A 15,187-nucleotide genomic window follows, 5' to 3' on the forward strand; every position below is an offset into this window, starting at 1 on the left:
ATTGAAGAACTGTAGAAGATTAACATTAAATCAATAATCAAAAATTTACTTATGAGCAACGAGCTACAAAACATAAAAAACCGTTTCGGAATTATCGGAAACTTTCCTGCACTCAACCGGGCCCTGGAAAAATCTATACAGGTGGCACCTACAGATATTTCTGTACTGGTCATTGGAGAAAGTGGTGTAGGTAAAGAATTTATTCCGAAAATCATTCATTCAGAATCAAAAAGAAAACATCAGCCTTATATTGTGGTAAACTGTGGTGCAATTCCGGAAGGAACCATAGATTCTGAATTGTTCGGACACGAAAAAGGAGCTTTTACAGGAGCAACAGCTACAAGAAAAGGATATTTTGAAGTAGCAGATGGCGGAACGATATTTTTAGATGAGGTAGGAGAACTTCCGCTGCAGACTCAGGTTCGTCTTTTAAGAGTGCTTGAGAGTGGTGAATTTATGAAAGTAGGTTCTTCACAGGTTCAGAAAACGAACGTAAGAATTGTGGCCGCTACCAACGTTAATATGATGAAAGCCATCCATGACGGAAGGTTCCGTGAGGATTTATATTACCGTTTGAATACCGTTCAGATTGATATGCCGCCTTTGAGAGAAAGGAAAGGTGATATCCATTTATTATTCAGAAAGTTTGCAATAGATTTTGCAGAAAAATACAGAATGCCGGAGCTTGAATTGGAACCAAGCGCTGTTCATTACATTGAAAGTTATTCTTTTCCGGGTAACATCCGTCAGCTAAGAAACTTGGTAGAACAGATGACTGTTGTGGAAAGGAACAGAAATATTACCGCTGAGAAACTGGCCGAGTATATTCCTATGGAAACCCATCTTCCCATGGTAGTAAATACTCAAAGTACTCCAAAGCAGAGCGATTTCGGAAGTGAAAGGGAAATCATGTATAAAATTCTATTCGATATGAGGAATGATATTAATGATTTAAAATCCTTAACTTCGGAATTGATCAAAAACAGAGGAACAGCAGATCTTAGTAATCATGAGAAAAACCTGATCAACAGGATTTATACCCCCGAAAGTCAGCCGCAGGTGAATTCCGGATCATTGTTGTATTTTGAAAATAATAACGATACACCGACCGTTCAGACTCCTACAATTATTTCGACTCCTGATGACAGCTATGAAGATATTGAAGACATCGAAATTGAAGAAAACAGACCGGAATCACTTTCGCTTCAGAATAATGAAAAAGATTTGATTATCAAAGCTTTGGAGAAGCATAAAGGACGAAGGAACAGAGCGGCAGATGAGCTGGGAATCTCACAAAGAACTTTATACAGAAAAATAAAACAATATAACCTGGAAGATTAACACAACATAGATAATGAAAGTAAATTTAACACCCAAGCCGGTCAATTTTAAACTCGGAGAATATATTAACAAAGGTTTCGAACTTTTAAAGAAAGATTTCGGAAATATTTTTGTAGCATTTTTACTATGCTTTATCATGTCGATTATTCCTTTCTGCGGACTGTTGGCAATGGGTAATTTATACAAATATCTTCAGAGATTAAATAGAAATCAGCCGGCAAGCCCGGGAGATATCTTTGATTTTAAAGATTTCATGCCTTATTTTATGTTGCAGTTAATTATTTTTGGTGGTGTGTTATTGCTTTACATTCCTTTATTTGCAGTGTTAGGGATATCAGGAGCAATATCAGAGCGTAATGAACCTAACCCAATGGTTGCTCTTTTCGTGTTTCCTTATATATTCTTATTAATTGCAGCAATATATTACTTCGTATTGAAGGGCTTTTATATCATCCCGTTAATCAGTCTTAAAGGGGTTAAAGAAATAAAAGAAGCGTGGAATATTTCAAAAGTAATGACCAAAGGAAATCTCCTGTCGATTTTCCTTTTCTCATTGGTAGTAAGTATTTTAGCTCAGATTGGTATTGTTGCCTGTGGGATAGGAATTTTTCTTACCTTACCATTTTTATACACAGCAAACTATTTTGCTTATGAAGACGCTATTCAACAAATTGAGTATGATGAAATTATTGAAATCGGATCTAAAAATGAATTTTAACATTAAAAATATCAGCCTGAAACAATCACTGTTAACGGGAATGCTTTTTGCATTGCTGGGAGTTTTAAATTCATGTTACAGCTTTACAGGGTCGTCTCTTACAGACGAAAAGACTGTTCAGATCAATGAATTTCCCAATAATGCACCTCTTGTAAATCCTGCATTATCGCAACAGTTTTCTACAGCAATACAAAACAGATTCCTTCAGAGAACTACTTTGAAAGGAACAAAAGAAAATCCTGATATTCTTATTGAAGGAGAGATTACAGACTATTCCATCACGCCTACCACAATCAGTTCCAATACCCAGACAAACCCTTCTGGTGGGGTGATTCAGCAAGCACAGAATAAACTTACGATTACAGTAAAAGTACATTATGAAAATAAAATTCATCCGGATGCAAGTTTCGACAGAACGTATTCTGATGAAGCTGCTTTCAACAGTGATGTATCACTAAGTCAGATCGAAGACCAGCAGGTAAAGCTGGTAACAGATAGAATTATTAATAAGATATTTAACGACATTGTAGCGAATTGGTAAGATGAATCCACGAGTTTTAGAATTAATAAAAAATCCGAAAAATATTCAGTCCGAAGACCTTGGTCTTTTGAAAGAAGAGATTCACACTTTTCCTTATATTCAAAATATCAGGGCGCTTCACCTGTATGGAGTCCATCTGTACGAGAAAGAAAACTATCAGAAAGAGCTTTCCACAACAGCGGCATATACTACTGATAAGAAGATTTTGTATCAACTGATTAACGGAAAGGTCAAACAAGAGCTCAAACCAGAGATTGTTGAAGAAAAGAAAGCCTCTAAAACAATTGAAAAACCTGCTCAATTAGTCCAGAAAGCCAAGTCTTTCCCTATTAAAAGAGAAGAGGAGGGTTCTGTAGAAAAACCAGCAGAAGAGCAGGAGTCAGCATGTGTTTTGCCAACCGCACATGAAGTTAAACATATCTATGTAAATGGGGAACGAAACAGAATTTTATTTGAAGGAGAAGAAAACTTTCTGAACGAGCAAAATTCTGAAACAATAGATATTGAGTCTACTCTGGAATCAGGAACTTTGGTAACCCAAAAGGCTGAAGCTTTAGTGGAGGAGCCTATTCAGCAGGAAGAAAAGCAAACTGAAATAGAGGAAAAAGCAGGAGAAGACTTTACACCAGAAACGATCATTCATGAAGATCATATTTCTTCAGAAAAAGAAGAAGAAAAGGTTGACGAAGAAGAAAATATCAGTTTCCATGAAGTATCTCCTTTATCATCAGAGGAAAGTATTGAAGAAGTTACGGAAGAGCCTTTAAATACAGGATCAACTGATATTGAAGCTATATCTGTTTCTGAAGAAGAAATCGCTCAACAAGAAATGCAAGCTGAAGTAGAAGATAATGCTGGAGAAAACTTTACGCCAGAAACCATTATCGACGAAGATCAGATTTCTGCTGAAAAAGAAGAGGCAAATAATAATGAAGAAGAGTCATCAATAGAAATATCTGATGCTGAAGTAAGCTTCCATGGAACAGAATCATTTATGCCGGACGTTAAAATTCAGGCAAATAATGAAGAAACTGTAGTAACCGCTGAGATTTCCCAACCGAATGTAAATAAACATGAGGAGGAAATGAGACGCCTGATTGAAGAGGTTGAGAAAAAAATGAAGGAAACGAAACCTGTTCTGCAAGAGGAGGAAGTAGCGCCTGAAGTGATTGAAGATCATGAAATTAGCTTTGCTGACACTCAGAATTTTCATTTCTGGTCAACAAGTGAGGATAAACCTCAGGAAAGCAAAGAAGAATCCTTACCTAAAGAAGTTGTTGAAAGTCAATTGCCTGTAGAAGAAGCTAAGGTTGAAATTACAGAAGAAAAAGAAGAAGAAACTCCTGAAGTACAGTCTGTATGGAAGCCCATGAGTTTGGAATCCAATATGCCAGATTCTTTAATCAGCAAATCAGAAAAAGAATCAGCGCCTGAAATCAAAACTCCGGTAGCGGAAGCAACTCCTGTTGCAGAATCTGAAGCAATCATTGAAGAACAGCAACCTACCGAAACTGTTACGGCAACCGTTCAGGAAGAAGTTCTGCCAGTGTCGGAAGTATCTGAAAATGAAGAGAGCCACTCTGTATCAATTGAATCAACTGAAGAAGAAAAAACGGATACAGAAAATGGAAAAGAAGATGTTCCTGTGATGAATGTTTCATTCTTTGGAACTGATATTTCTACCCTTAAAGTGGAAGAAAAGCAGAAGGAAAAGAAAGAAGAACCTGTAGAAAAAACAGAAGAGGTTACTATGAAGAATATGGCTCAGTCATCAATAGACAGTAATGTCCCTGGTTTTATCAATACGTGGCAGAGCTGGCTTAAGATTGGCAGAACAGAAGAAAATGAAAAGGAAAAGTTGGAAATTAAAGATAAGGCTATTGAAACCTTTATTGAAAACAATCCTAGAATCAGTCAGTTAAAAGAAGAAAGTACCTATGTTGTAAAAGAAAAGAATGACGATATCTCGCATTTGATGACAGAGACATTGGCCAATCTTTATTTTGAACAGAAACTCTATACAAAGGCCATAAAAGCGTTTGAAATATTAATTAAAAAGAGTCCTGAGAAAAAGGAATATTTTGAATCCAAGATTAAGGATATTAAGGACTTCAGAAGTAAAAATTAAAAAAGAAAAAGGTACTGATTAGAACAGTACCTTTTTTATTTTATCATTTCTAAGGATTGTTTTTACTGCTTCTTAATTTTTTCCAGGCTTTTCGTCCGAACACAATAACAACAATTAAGGTAATTATTGCAAAAATAGCGGCCAGTACTGGAGCTGCCATCGCGAGAATAGACATTATGCCTGCTCCTGCCGTCTCTGTTGTTCCTACCATAGAATTTCCCAGACCTCCTGTTGTTGCGGTAGAAGCGGCCCTTATTCCTGCAAATCCGGAACTGATCGTTGCTGCGGTGCCTCCACCTGCAATTAATGCCAGTGCCCATTGCGGAAAAGTTCCAAGCTCAGCAAACTGGCTGGCAAATAAAATGGAACCTGCAACTGTGGCCATAGGAATAGAGACCGTGTCCAGTAAATGATCAACAAAAGGGATATAATAAGCCAGAATCTCAATAATAGTGGCTATTCCTGTTGTAATAAGCGTAGGGAGACCTGCAAGCCATTCAAAATGCTCATTCATGGGAATCCAATTGAAATAAGAGGCAAGGCTTACGATAAACATCGGAAGAAATACCCGGAAGCCTGTAGCTGCCGCCAATCCAATGCCGATAAACGCACTGATGATATAGGAAAAATAGGGAATATTATCTAACATATTAATTTTCAGATTTATTGTCTTCTCTAAAATACAAAAACTATCTGAAATTAAGAGTATGGTTGATTTTTGAGCTCAAGGATACGAGTTTCGATCTTTGCTATCTGTGATTTACTGTAGAATAAAAAAATACCTACGTAATAATCAGCATAAATCTGTGTGATCCGTGGAAAAATAAAAAATCTGCATGGTTAGCATAATCCGTGGGATAAAATACATCACAGATCTCTTATTCTAAAGGAAAATTATTTTTTCTGTGCTTCACAAAGCTTTATAAACTGAGCCTCTACATCCTGAAATTTCGGAGGCATCTCAGCAGAAACCCAAAACAGCATTGCCACAGTTTTTTCTCCAAACGCTTGTTTAAACAAATCTTTGTTCAGACGATAACATTCTCTCAGTAATCTTTTGATACGGTTTCTGTGCACTGCTCTTTTAAAATATCTTTTAGAAACAGAAACGCCAAATTTTGCATCTTCTACAGCAAGATTGGGTTTGTCTTTCAGAATAATGATTCTCAGATTTCCGCTCGTTCTCCATTTGCCTTTTTCAAAAAGCAAACTGATCTCTGTGTTTTTTTTGAGCTTTTCCGCTCTGGGATATTGGAAATTTGTCATTTACGGAGTGTAAATAGGGGTTTTTATTTTTCTAAATCTGTGAAATAGGCTGGGGAATATTTTAATCCTGGTTTAATAAATGATTAATCACTTCTGAAGCGGTGTACAACCCAAAAATAGCAGGCATATAGCTTATTGTTCCGTAAAAAGATCTTTTATAATTGGTTCCATCAGTCATTTTCAAACTTTCTTCATCCTGGATATCATTGGCAAAAACACAACGAACTCCTTTGTCAATTTTTGCTTTTTTAAGTCTTTTTCTTACCTGTCTTGCAAGGTGACAATGTTCAGTTTTGCTAATATCTCTTACCAATACTTTGCTTGGATCGGTTTTTCCGCCGGCTCCCATTGAACTTACAATTTTTATCCTTCTTCTTTTGGCTGCAATAATCAGACAAAGCTTTGGCGTAACACTGTCGATGCAGTCCAAAACATAATCAAATTTTGCAGAATCCAAAACTTCATCCATTCTTTCCGGATTCAGAAATTCATTGATCTTCGTTAAATTAAGCTGTGGATTGATGTCAAGAAGCCTTTCAGCAACCACCTCTACCTTATGTTTTCCGACCGTAGAATGCAAAGCAGGAAGCTGTCTGTTGATATTGGTAATATCTACCGTATCGCCATCCACAATGGTCATATTTCCCACTCCGGCTCTTGCAAGAAATTCCGCGGCAAAAGAACCTACTCCACCCAGGCCTACTACAAGCACATTGGCTTTTATGAGCTTTTCTAATCCATCTTCTTTTATCAAAAGTTCAGTTCTTTCCAGCCAGTATTTATCCATTTTTTATTCTGTGTAAATTTTCTAAAATTTGTTCATTGAGTTGTTCCAAAGAAACTTCTTTTATTTCCGAAACTTTAACGTACAATTCTTCGATGTTAAAATCTTCATTGTCAGTCTCTAAAAAGATTTTGTCTAATGGAGTGTTTTTCAAAATATCCTGCAAAGATAAATTATACAAAACAGCTTTTCCAAAACTCAGGTAAAAATTATTGGCAAGAAGATCTTCAGCAATTTGATGTTTCTTATTAAAACCATGAATGATCATAGGCTGTTCCGCCTTCTTTTTAAATGAAATAACCTCATAAAATTTTCTTACACAATGAATAATCAGTGGTTTTTTTACTTCATTAGCAATCTTAATCTGCATTAAAAACACTTCTTCCTGAATTTTATGATCAATAGAAACTAAAGAATCTAAGCCACATTCACCAATGGCAAAACAGTTCTGAAATATCATATTTTTCATCCACAAAAACTGCTGTTCTATATTATTTACATCAATATCCTGAGGATGAATTCCGATAGAATAAGGGGAATCAGGCGGAATTTGCTCAATGTTCAGATTGTAAATTCCGTTTCTGATGTTTTTTTTATGATGGTGAAAATCAAAAAATTCCATATTCAAAAGTAAGGATTTTTCAGAATTAATTTAAAATTATTAAACGTACGTTTATAAATGTGTTAAAAATTTCTTAACTTTACTCAAAGTACACTTCATGAAAAAAAAATTTACAGAAAAACAGATTCACATACTGGATATTGCAGAAGAGCTGATTGCAAAAAAAGGATACGAGGGAACTTCTGTAAGAGATATTTGTTCTAAAGCAAATATCAATGTGGCCATGATCTCTTATTACTTTGGTTCCAAAGAGAAAATGATGTCTTACCTCTATCAGTACAGGGTGCTGAAAACCAGAGAGAACTTTTCGGAATTTGCGGATACCATCAAAGAAGGGAAACCGGAAATGCAGCTGCGGGAAATGATTAAATATATTGTTTCTCAGCTTTTTAAGTATAATTATTTCCATGGTTTTGTGACTCAGGAGCTTCGTCATACAGAAAATCTGAAAGATGAACTGCTTGATTTCTATCAGTTATTTGTCAAAAAACTGGATGAAGTCATTAAAAAAGGCGTTGCATCAGGCGTTTTTACTTTTACCCCAAAACCAGAAGATATTCTTACCATGATTATCGGATCCACTTTATTTGTAATCAGGAATAAAAACTTCTATGAGCTCTATGTTCCGAGCAAAAATGAGGAAACCTATGCAAAAGAAGCTGAGAAAAAGGTGAGAATGAATCTTTTATTAAGTGTTTTTGCGATTCTGGGATACGCTGCAGACTAAAATTACGTTAAATATTCATAAAAAAAAATCTATTGACAAAAAAGTTATATTTTTGCAAATTAGTAAATCGGCTGTATAATCCGAAAACTGTTGAACTTTTTATATGAAAAAATATATTTTAGGTCTTTTTGTTGTAGCGGTGATTTCATCTTGTGTAAGCCAACAGGAAAGAGCAATGAGGAGTGCTGATAAAGAATTTATCTTAAAGGCAGCTAATGAAAATTTCGCTAAGAAAAAGTGGAAAAATGCATTGGCTCTTTACGACAGACTGGCAAATCTTGTGGCAGGAACGGATGATTTTCCTAATGTAGGTTTCAACACTGCTTATGCTAACTACTATGACAAGAGTTATAAGCTGGCAGGTCACCAGTTTAAAAACTTTGCAGTGAGTTTCCCAAAAGATCCAAGAGCTGAAGAAGCAGCGTATATGTCTGCATTGTGCTATTATGAAGGATCTATGGACTATAACTTAGATCAGTCCAGTACAGAATTGGCTATTAATGAGCTTCAGGAGTTCCTGAACAATTATCCCAACTCTGAAAGATCTAAAAATATCAGCCAACTTATTGATGAATTGTCTTATAAGCTTGAATTTAAAGCTTACGAAAACGGAAGACAATACTATAAAATGGGAGAGTATAAAGCAGCGAATGTAGCATTTGAAAATGTTTTAGAAGATTTCCCAAGTACAAAACTTCGTTCAAAAATTTATGATTATATCATGAAGTCACGTTATGAACTGGCGATGAAATCCGTATATAATCTTAAAGATGAGCGTATTGAAAGTGCTCTGACTTATACAAAAGTGGTAGAGAAAGAGCTTCCTAATACAGAATATTCTAAAACGGCATTAGATCTTAGGGAAAAGCTGGAAAAGGAAAAACAAAACTTCGTTGTTGTTAAAAAACAAACTGAAGCAAGAATTGCAGCTTTAACGGCAAGACAGAAAAAAGAAGCCGAAAAACTGGCAGATAAAGATAAAGCTGATCAGCAAATAAAGGATCAGATCAGCAACGAAAAGAAAGCAATCCAGTTGCAGAGGGACAGTGCGGCACTTAAGACGCCTCCTCCGGCAGCGACTTTCAAAATTCAAAGATAATTCGTAAATTTGCCATCTTAAAATAAAATAATTTTCTCAAAATGAGTGTAAAAGATACAAAAGCAGAAGTAAATACTATTACTTACGATAAAGATAAGATTGAAGATAAAGTAGGTTCAATCTATGAAGCTATTGTTATCATGGGAAAGAGAGCAGAGCAGATCAATGCGGAGATCCGTACGGAACTTCACAATAAATTGGATGAATTTGCTGTTCATAATTCTACATTAGAAGAGGTTTTCGAAAACAGAGAACAAATTGAGATCTCTAAACATTACGAAAAGCTTCCAAAGCCAACTTCAATTGCTATTGAAGAATGGTTAAACGGAGATGTTTATTTCAGAAAAACAGAAGAAAGAAAATAATCAATCATCTGTGTTTTAATAAATCAAGGTCATAAAGGAATTCATTTCTTTTATGACCTTTTGTTGTTTTAAAGCCTCATTGTGTGGGAAAAAATAAGTACTTTAGTATTTCAAAAATTAGAACTAAATGAGTGTTTCCGGTAAAAAGATACTTATCGCTGTCTCTGGAGGAATTGCGGCTTACAAAATTCATTTTCTCATCAGAGATTTTGTGAAGAAAGGAGCCGAAGTACAGGTTATTATGACTCCTGATGCTGAAAACTTTGTGACGAAACTAAGTCTGTCTACATTATCCAAAAAACCTGTGTATTCAGATTTTTACAGCAGTAACGGAACATGGAACAGTCATGTGGAAATGGCTTTGTGGGCAGATGTTATGATTGTCGCTCCATGTACGGCCAATACACTGTCTAAAATGGTCCACGGAATGTGTGATAATCTGGTTATTGCAACGTATATGTCTGCAAAATGCCCGGTATTCATTGCTCCTGCAATGGATCTTGATATGTATGCACATCCTTCTACAAAAAAGAATCTGGAGCTGGCAGAAAGCTTCGGACATGTAATCATACCTGCGGAAAACGGAGAATTGGCAAGCGGACTGATCGGGCAGGGAAGAATGGCAGAACCGGCAACGATCTTTACTACAGTAGAACATTATTTTCATTCAGATAGCCATTCCGGAAGTCTTGATGGGAAAACAGTTTTAATTACTGCAGGACCTACTTATGAGGCCATAGATCCGGTAAGATTCATCGGAAATCATTCATCAGGGAAAATGGGCTTCTCTCTGGCAGAAGAGGCTTCGAAAAGAGGCGCAAAAGTGATTTTGATTTCAGGACCAAGTTTTCAGACCCTTAATGATCCAAATGTTGAACTTCATAAAGTAATTTCGGCAAAAGAAATGCTGGCCAAAGTATTTGAATTTTACGACAGAATAGACATCGGGATTGCCAGTGCGGCAGTAGCAGATTATGCTCCAAAAGAAGTGGCTAAGGAAAAGATCAAAAAAAATGATGAAAACCTAACGATTGAATTGGTTAAGAATCCTGATATCCTTAAAACAATGGGAGAAAAGAAGACTCACCAGTTTCTGGTAGGATTTGCCCTGGAAACCCAAAATGAAGAGGAAAATGCAAAAGGAAAACTGGAAAAGAAAAATCTGGATATGATTGTTCTGAATTCTCTTCGTGACGAAGGCGCTGGTTTTAAAAATGACACCAACAAAATCAAAATATTTACGAAAACAGAGAAAAAAGAATTCAATCTGAAATCAAAGGATGATGTAGCAAAAGATATTCTCAATTTTGTAGAGGCTCAATTTTTAAAATAATTTTAATAAATTTCCGTTCTCAATTTTTAATAGACAATGAAAAAAATTATAAGTTTATTTTTTCTGTTTTTTCTCTATACCCAAAGTTTTTCTCAGGAGCTGTTGGCAACAGTGCAGGTAAACTCCAAACAGTTGGGAGGAAGTAACCAGCAGGCCTATAAAGCATTGGAGAAAAGTCTCAGGGATTTTATCAATAATACCAGTTGGACAGGTAAAAAGCTTCAGAATTTTGAAAAAATAAAATGTAATTTCTCCATTGTCATTGGCGAAAGAGATGTTAACAAATTCAAAGGAACTATTGTTATTCAGGCAGTAAGACCTGTTTATAATACGACCTATGAATCTCCTTTGCTGAACCTTCAGGATCAAAGATTTGCCTTTGAGTACATTGAAAATGAGAGTCTTATTTTTAATGAAAGACAATTTTCAGGGAAGAATCTTACGGATGTGGTCAGTTTCTATATTTATGTGATTTTAGGGTTGGATGCAGACAGTTTCCAGTCTATGGGAGGATCTCAATGGTATGCAAAAGCACAGCAGATTGCACAGAATTCCCAAAACAGAAACTATGAGGGCTGGAATACCATCAACGAGCCAAGAAGCCGTTCTATTTTGATCAACGAAATCATGAACCCAAACTGGAGTCAGTTGCGTTCTACCATTTATACTTACCACAGAGCAGGATTGGATAACCTTTTCAACCAGGATCAGACGGCCGGGAAAAAAGTGATTTTTGATGCTCTGATGCAGCTTAAAATGTACGAAAACAATTTCCAGCAGGCATTTTTCTTCAACCTGTTCATGGATACCAAAAGTGATGAAATTTTCAATATTTTCAATTCTGGAAATAATGGAGGTCTCATTCTTAATGACCTTAAGCAGAATATGATTATCCTTTCACCAAAGAATATAGAGGATAAGTGGAATAAATGGAAAGTCTAAAATTTCTGAGTACGTTTAATAACAGATAGCATGATTGATGAGTGCACAATCAAAAAACGATTTCTTAACTCATTAAAAAAACTTAATTTTACCGTTCAAACTCAAATTGGATTATAACCCGGATTATCAATGCTTTCGAGAATTTACATTAAAAACTTTGCCCTGATTGATACCCTTGAAGTATCATTAAAAAATGGTTTACAGGTTATTACCGGAGAAACCGGGGCTGGTAAATCTATTATTTTAGGGGCTTTGCGACTTATTTTAGGAGAAAGAGCAGATGTAAAATCTATTGCCAAAGCTGAAGAAAAAAGCGTTGTGGAAACCGAGTTTTCCCTCAACAATCAGTTTAAGAAATTCTTTATTGAAAATGATCTGGATTACGAGCTTCAGACCATTATCCGAAGAGAAATCCTTCCTTCAGGAAAATCCCGGGCTTTCATTAATGATGTACCGGTAACGCTGGATATTCTTAAAGAACTTTCCTCACAACTCATTGATATCCATTCTCAATTTGAAACCTCTAACCTTTTTACCTCAGAATATCAGTTTAAAATTATTGACGGGCTTTCTGAGAATAAAAAAATTATAGAAGATTATCAACAGGAGTTTTCTGATTTTCAGACTCTTAAACTATTGTTGAAAAAGCTGAAAACCCAGCTTTCAGAAGCTAATAAAGAAAGTGATTACAAAGAATTTCTGCTTAACGAACTGGAAGAGCTTAAACTTGATGATGTAGACTATGAAGATGTTCAGAATCAGCTTTCCATTCAGGAAAATGCAGGGATGATTTCAGAAAATGTAGGCCAGATCTTATCAAGATTCCATCAGGAAGAAATAGGTATTTTATCCTTCTTCCATGAAGCCACAAACAAGCTTTCGAAAATTTCCGAAGTTTCCACCAGTTTTGCTGAACTTGATGAAAGACTTGAAACCTCTTTTGTAGAACTTAAAGACATCATTTCCGAACTGGAACATGAGGCAGAGAGAGTTGAAATCAATCCGGAAAATCTGGTATACCTTACGGATCTTAATAACAAAATCAATGCTTTATTCCTGAAGCACAATGTTTCAGATCTTCATGAACTGATTGAAATCAGAAATCAGCTGGCAGGAGATCAGAAAGGAGCTTCTGATCTGGAATCACAGATTGAAGAAACAGAAAACAATATTTCTCAAAAAGAAAAAACACTTCAGACCCTTGCTGCAAAGCTTTCAAAGAACAGACATAAGAATGTTCCTGTTTTCATCAAAAAAGCAGAAGTCCTTCTGAAAAAACTAGGGCTGGAAAAAGCAAAAGTCGATATAGAATTACAGGATGCTGAAGAATTCAACCCGTTTGGAAAAGAAAATATCCAGCTGTTGTTTCAGGCCAATTCCGGTTTCCCTTTAAAACCTATCCAGACTGCTATTTCCGGAGGAGAAAGATCAAGAGTAATGCTTGCTGTAAAGAAGATTATTGCAGAAAGTGATGAGCTTCCAACCCTTATTCTGGATGAAATTGATACCGGAGTTTCAGGAAAAGTAGCTGAAGAGATCGGAAACCTTATGAGAGAAATGTCTGAAGACATGCAGTTGATTGTTATTTCTCACCTTGCACAGGTTGCCGCCAAAGGAAATGATAATTATAAAGTGGTGAAGCAGGATATTTCAGGCAAAACACAATCCACCATTATTCCTTTAAGCAGTGAAGAAAAACTGAACGAAATTGCCCAATTGCTTTCCGGAAGTAAAATTACAGAAGCCGCTCTGGCACAGGCAAAAGAGCTTATAGGATAACTATAGAAATCTAATTTTCGTTAAAAATTTGTAACATATTTTACATTATATTTACTAATGTAAAAAACTAACATATGTTTCTAAAGTTCCTTAGGCTTGAAATCAAAAGCTTCTTTCGTGGTACATCTTTAGGGATCAACCTGACCATGAAAATCCTCCGTTTCATAGGAATTCTTTACTTCATAGGATGTCTTATTGGGGGTGCCTTTCTTGCTTTTTTCTACATTCAGGAAGAAATGCATCAGAACCCTTTAAAGATGGTTTCAAAATTCATGATCGTTGCGTGGATTATAGATTTGGCTATTAAATATTTATGGCAGGAAATTCCTACACAAAATATTAAACCATTTCTTACCATGAATATCAGGAAGAATACACTGGTCAATTATATGCTGGCTAAAACCTTTCTTTCTGCATTCAGCTGGCTGACCTCATTATTCTTTATCACATTTTCCCTGATTGCGTTATTCAACGGATATAGTATTATAGGAATACTGGTGTGGCTTATTGGAGTCATAGCATTGCTCTATCTGAATAACTTTATCAATATTTTTTTCAATGGGAAAGAGCCTTTAGCTATTGCCATAGGAATCTGTTTTGTGATCATCGGAAGTCTGGGATACTACAATATCATTCCGGTTTTGTCTTACTCAGAATCAGTTTTTTTAAGCTTCTATGAAAAGCCTTACTTTGCCCTGATCCCTGTTATTCTGTTTGTCCTGCTGTGGTGGATTTGTTTCCGTTATCTGCGTAAAGAGTTTTATCTTGATCAGGGGCTTGAAGCCAAGAAAACAGTAGGAAAAACAGAAAATATAGCTTTCCTGAATAAATATGGGGTTATTGGTACATTTATCAATAACGATGTTAAAATGCTGAGACGTAATAAGGTCACAAAAGGTATTTTACTTGGCAGTGTTATGTTTCTTTTTTATGGATTGCTGATGTTTACTTCTTCACTATACAAAACCCCTGCAATGATGATGTTCATGGGATTATTTGTTACAGGTGGCTTCCAGTTTCTTTTTGGGCAGAGGGTGCCGGCTTTTGACAGTTCATATTATCCTCTGATGATGACTCTGAATGTTCCGTACAAAGAATATTTAAAAGCAAAATGGTGGCTGATGAATATTGTAACTGGAGCTTCTATAATTGTAGCACTTTGCTATGCTTATTTTGGCTGGGAAGTGTATGTCACGTTTTTTGCAGCAGGATTGTACAATATGGGGGTGAATTCTCAATTTACTTTATGGTCGGGAGCCTTCAACAAAACTCAGATTGACCTGAACTCAAAGGAAAAAAGACTGGGGCAGAAAGGAAGTTTTAATATGGTGGCTATACTTTTATTGATTCCTAAAATGCTTCTTCCTATGGGTGTATTTGCTTTGGCAAAATATTTTACAGGAATTACAGGTGGAGTGGTAAGTATTGCTATTATTGGAGTTATCGGATTTTTTATGAGAGAAAAGATCTTCGATATCATTGTAAAACAATATAAAAGAGAAAAATACAGCGCACTTGATGCATTTAAAAATAAAGGTTAAA

At 35.7% G+C, this 15,187-nt stretch carries 15 protein-coding genes; 11 read left to right on the forward strand and 4 right to left on the reverse strand.

What is annotated here, in order from left to right; genetic code table 11:
• Nucleotides 1-51: 51 nt before the first annotated feature.
• From JOE44_RS18120 to JOE44_RS18135, 4 genes are read left to right on the forward strand one after another with little or no spacing between them, the layout of a single operon-like run.
• Nucleotides 52-1,341 carry a sigma-54 dependent transcriptional regulator gene (locus JOE44_RS18120; RefSeq protein ID WP_105684051.1) on the forward strand — a complete coding sequence of 430 codons (1,290 nt, stop codon included), beginning with the start codon at nt 52-54 and terminating at the stop codon, nt 1,339-1,341.
• A 13-nt stretch (nt 1,342-1,354) separates the two neighbouring features.
• The gene (locus JOE44_RS18125) at nt 1,355-2,059 is read left to right on the forward strand and encodes a hypothetical protein (protein ID WP_209786657.1); all 705 of its coding nucleotides are present in this window, start codon (nt 1,355-1,357) and stop codon (nt 2,057-2,059) included.
• Nucleotides 2,049-2,600 carry an LptE family protein gene (locus JOE44_RS18130; RefSeq protein WP_105684217.1) on the forward strand — a complete coding sequence of 184 codons (552 nt, stop codon included), beginning with the start codon at nt 2,049-2,051 and terminating at the stop codon, nt 2,598-2,600. Before JOE44_RS18125 ends, JOE44_RS18130 begins: the two co-directional genes overlap by 11 nt.
• A 1-nt stretch (nt 2,601) precedes the next feature.
• On the forward strand, nt 2,602-4,728 hold the full coding sequence (locus tag JOE44_RS18135; RefSeq protein WP_209786658.1) for a hypothetical protein: 2,127 nt from the start codon (nt 2,602-2,604) through the stop codon (nt 4,726-4,728).
• Nucleotides 4,729-4,777: 49 nt separating this feature from the next.
• Here JOE44_RS18135 and JOE44_RS18140 read toward each other — a convergent pair whose 3' ends face one another.
• The 4 genes from JOE44_RS18140 to JOE44_RS18155 form a co-directional block, all read right to left on the reverse strand.
• Nucleotides 4,778-5,377, reverse strand: coding sequence for a DUF4126 domain-containing protein (locus JOE44_RS18140; protein WP_209786659.1), 600 nt, complete (start codon nt 5,375-5,377; stop codon nt 4,778-4,780).
• A 245-nt stretch (nt 5,378-5,622) separates the two neighbouring features.
• The gene (gene rnpA / locus JOE44_RS18145) at nt 5,623-5,994 is read right to left on the reverse strand and encodes a ribonuclease P protein component (protein WP_209786660.1); all 372 of its coding nucleotides are present in this window, start codon (nt 5,992-5,994) and stop codon (nt 5,623-5,625) included.
• A 61-nt stretch (nt 5,995-6,055) separates the two neighbouring features.
• Nucleotides 6,056-6,781, reverse strand: coding sequence for a tRNA threonylcarbamoyladenosine dehydratase (locus JOE44_RS18150; RefSeq protein ID WP_209786661.1), 726 nt, complete (start codon nt 6,779-6,781; stop codon nt 6,056-6,058).
• Nucleotides 6,774-7,400, reverse strand: coding sequence for a TatD family hydrolase (locus JOE44_RS18155; RefSeq protein ID WP_209786662.1), 627 nt, complete (start codon nt 7,398-7,400; stop codon nt 6,774-6,776). The genes JOE44_RS18150 and JOE44_RS18155 overlap by 8 nt, the downstream gene beginning before the upstream one ends.
• Before the next feature lie 97 nt (nt 7,401-7,497).
• On the opposite strand from JOE44_RS18155, the gene JOE44_RS18160 reads away from it, so the two are divergent.
• The 7 genes from JOE44_RS18160 to JOE44_RS18190 all read left to right on the forward strand — a co-directional run bounded on the left by JOE44_RS18160 (nt 7,498) and on the right by JOE44_RS18190 (nt 15,186).
• A complete protein-coding gene (locus JOE44_RS18160; RefSeq protein WP_034692722.1) occupies nt 7,498-8,127 on the forward strand; it encodes a TetR family transcriptional regulator in 630 nt (209 codons plus the stop codon).
• A gap of 103 nt (nt 8,128-8,230) precedes the next feature.
• Nucleotides 8,231-9,226 carry an outer membrane protein assembly factor BamD gene (bamD, locus tag JOE44_RS18165; protein ID WP_105684058.1) on the forward strand — a complete coding sequence of 332 codons (996 nt, stop codon included), beginning with the start codon at nt 8,231-8,233 and terminating at the stop codon, nt 9,224-9,226.
• Between the two features lie 41 nt (nt 9,227-9,267).
• Entirely contained in the window at nt 9,268-9,591 is a 324-nt protein-coding gene (locus JOE44_RS18170; protein WP_029298198.1) for a DNA-directed RNA polymerase subunit omega, read from the forward strand.
• Between the two features lie 127 nt (nt 9,592-9,718).
• Nucleotides 9,719-10,924 carry a bifunctional phosphopantothenoylcysteine decarboxylase/phosphopantothenate--cysteine ligase CoaBC gene (gene coaBC / locus JOE44_RS18175; RefSeq protein ID WP_209786663.1) on the forward strand — a complete coding sequence of 402 codons (1,206 nt, stop codon included), beginning with the start codon at nt 9,719-9,721 and terminating at the stop codon, nt 10,922-10,924.
• A gap of 36 nt (nt 10,925-10,960) precedes the next feature.
• Entirely contained in the window at nt 10,961-11,866 is a 906-nt protein-coding gene (locus JOE44_RS18180; protein ID WP_209786664.1) for a DUF4835 family protein, read from the forward strand.
• A gap of 129 nt (nt 11,867-11,995) precedes the next feature.
• Nucleotides 11,996-13,645, forward strand: a complete 1,650-nt coding sequence (locus tag JOE44_RS18185; protein ID WP_209786665.1) for an AAA family ATPase — start codon at nt 11,996-11,998, stop codon at nt 13,643-13,645.
• A gap of 74 nt (nt 13,646-13,719) precedes the next feature.
• A complete protein-coding gene (locus tag JOE44_RS18190; protein WP_209786666.1) occupies nt 13,720-15,186 on the forward strand; it encodes a DUF5687 family protein in 1,467 nt (488 codons plus the stop codon).
• The last annotated feature ends 1 nt before the right edge of the window (nt 15,187 follow it).

Source organism: Chryseobacterium sp. PvR013 (genome assembly GCF_017833095.1).
Classification (GTDB): domain Bacteria; phylum Bacteroidota; class Bacteroidia; order Flavobacteriales; family Weeksellaceae; genus Chryseobacterium; species Chryseobacterium culicis_A.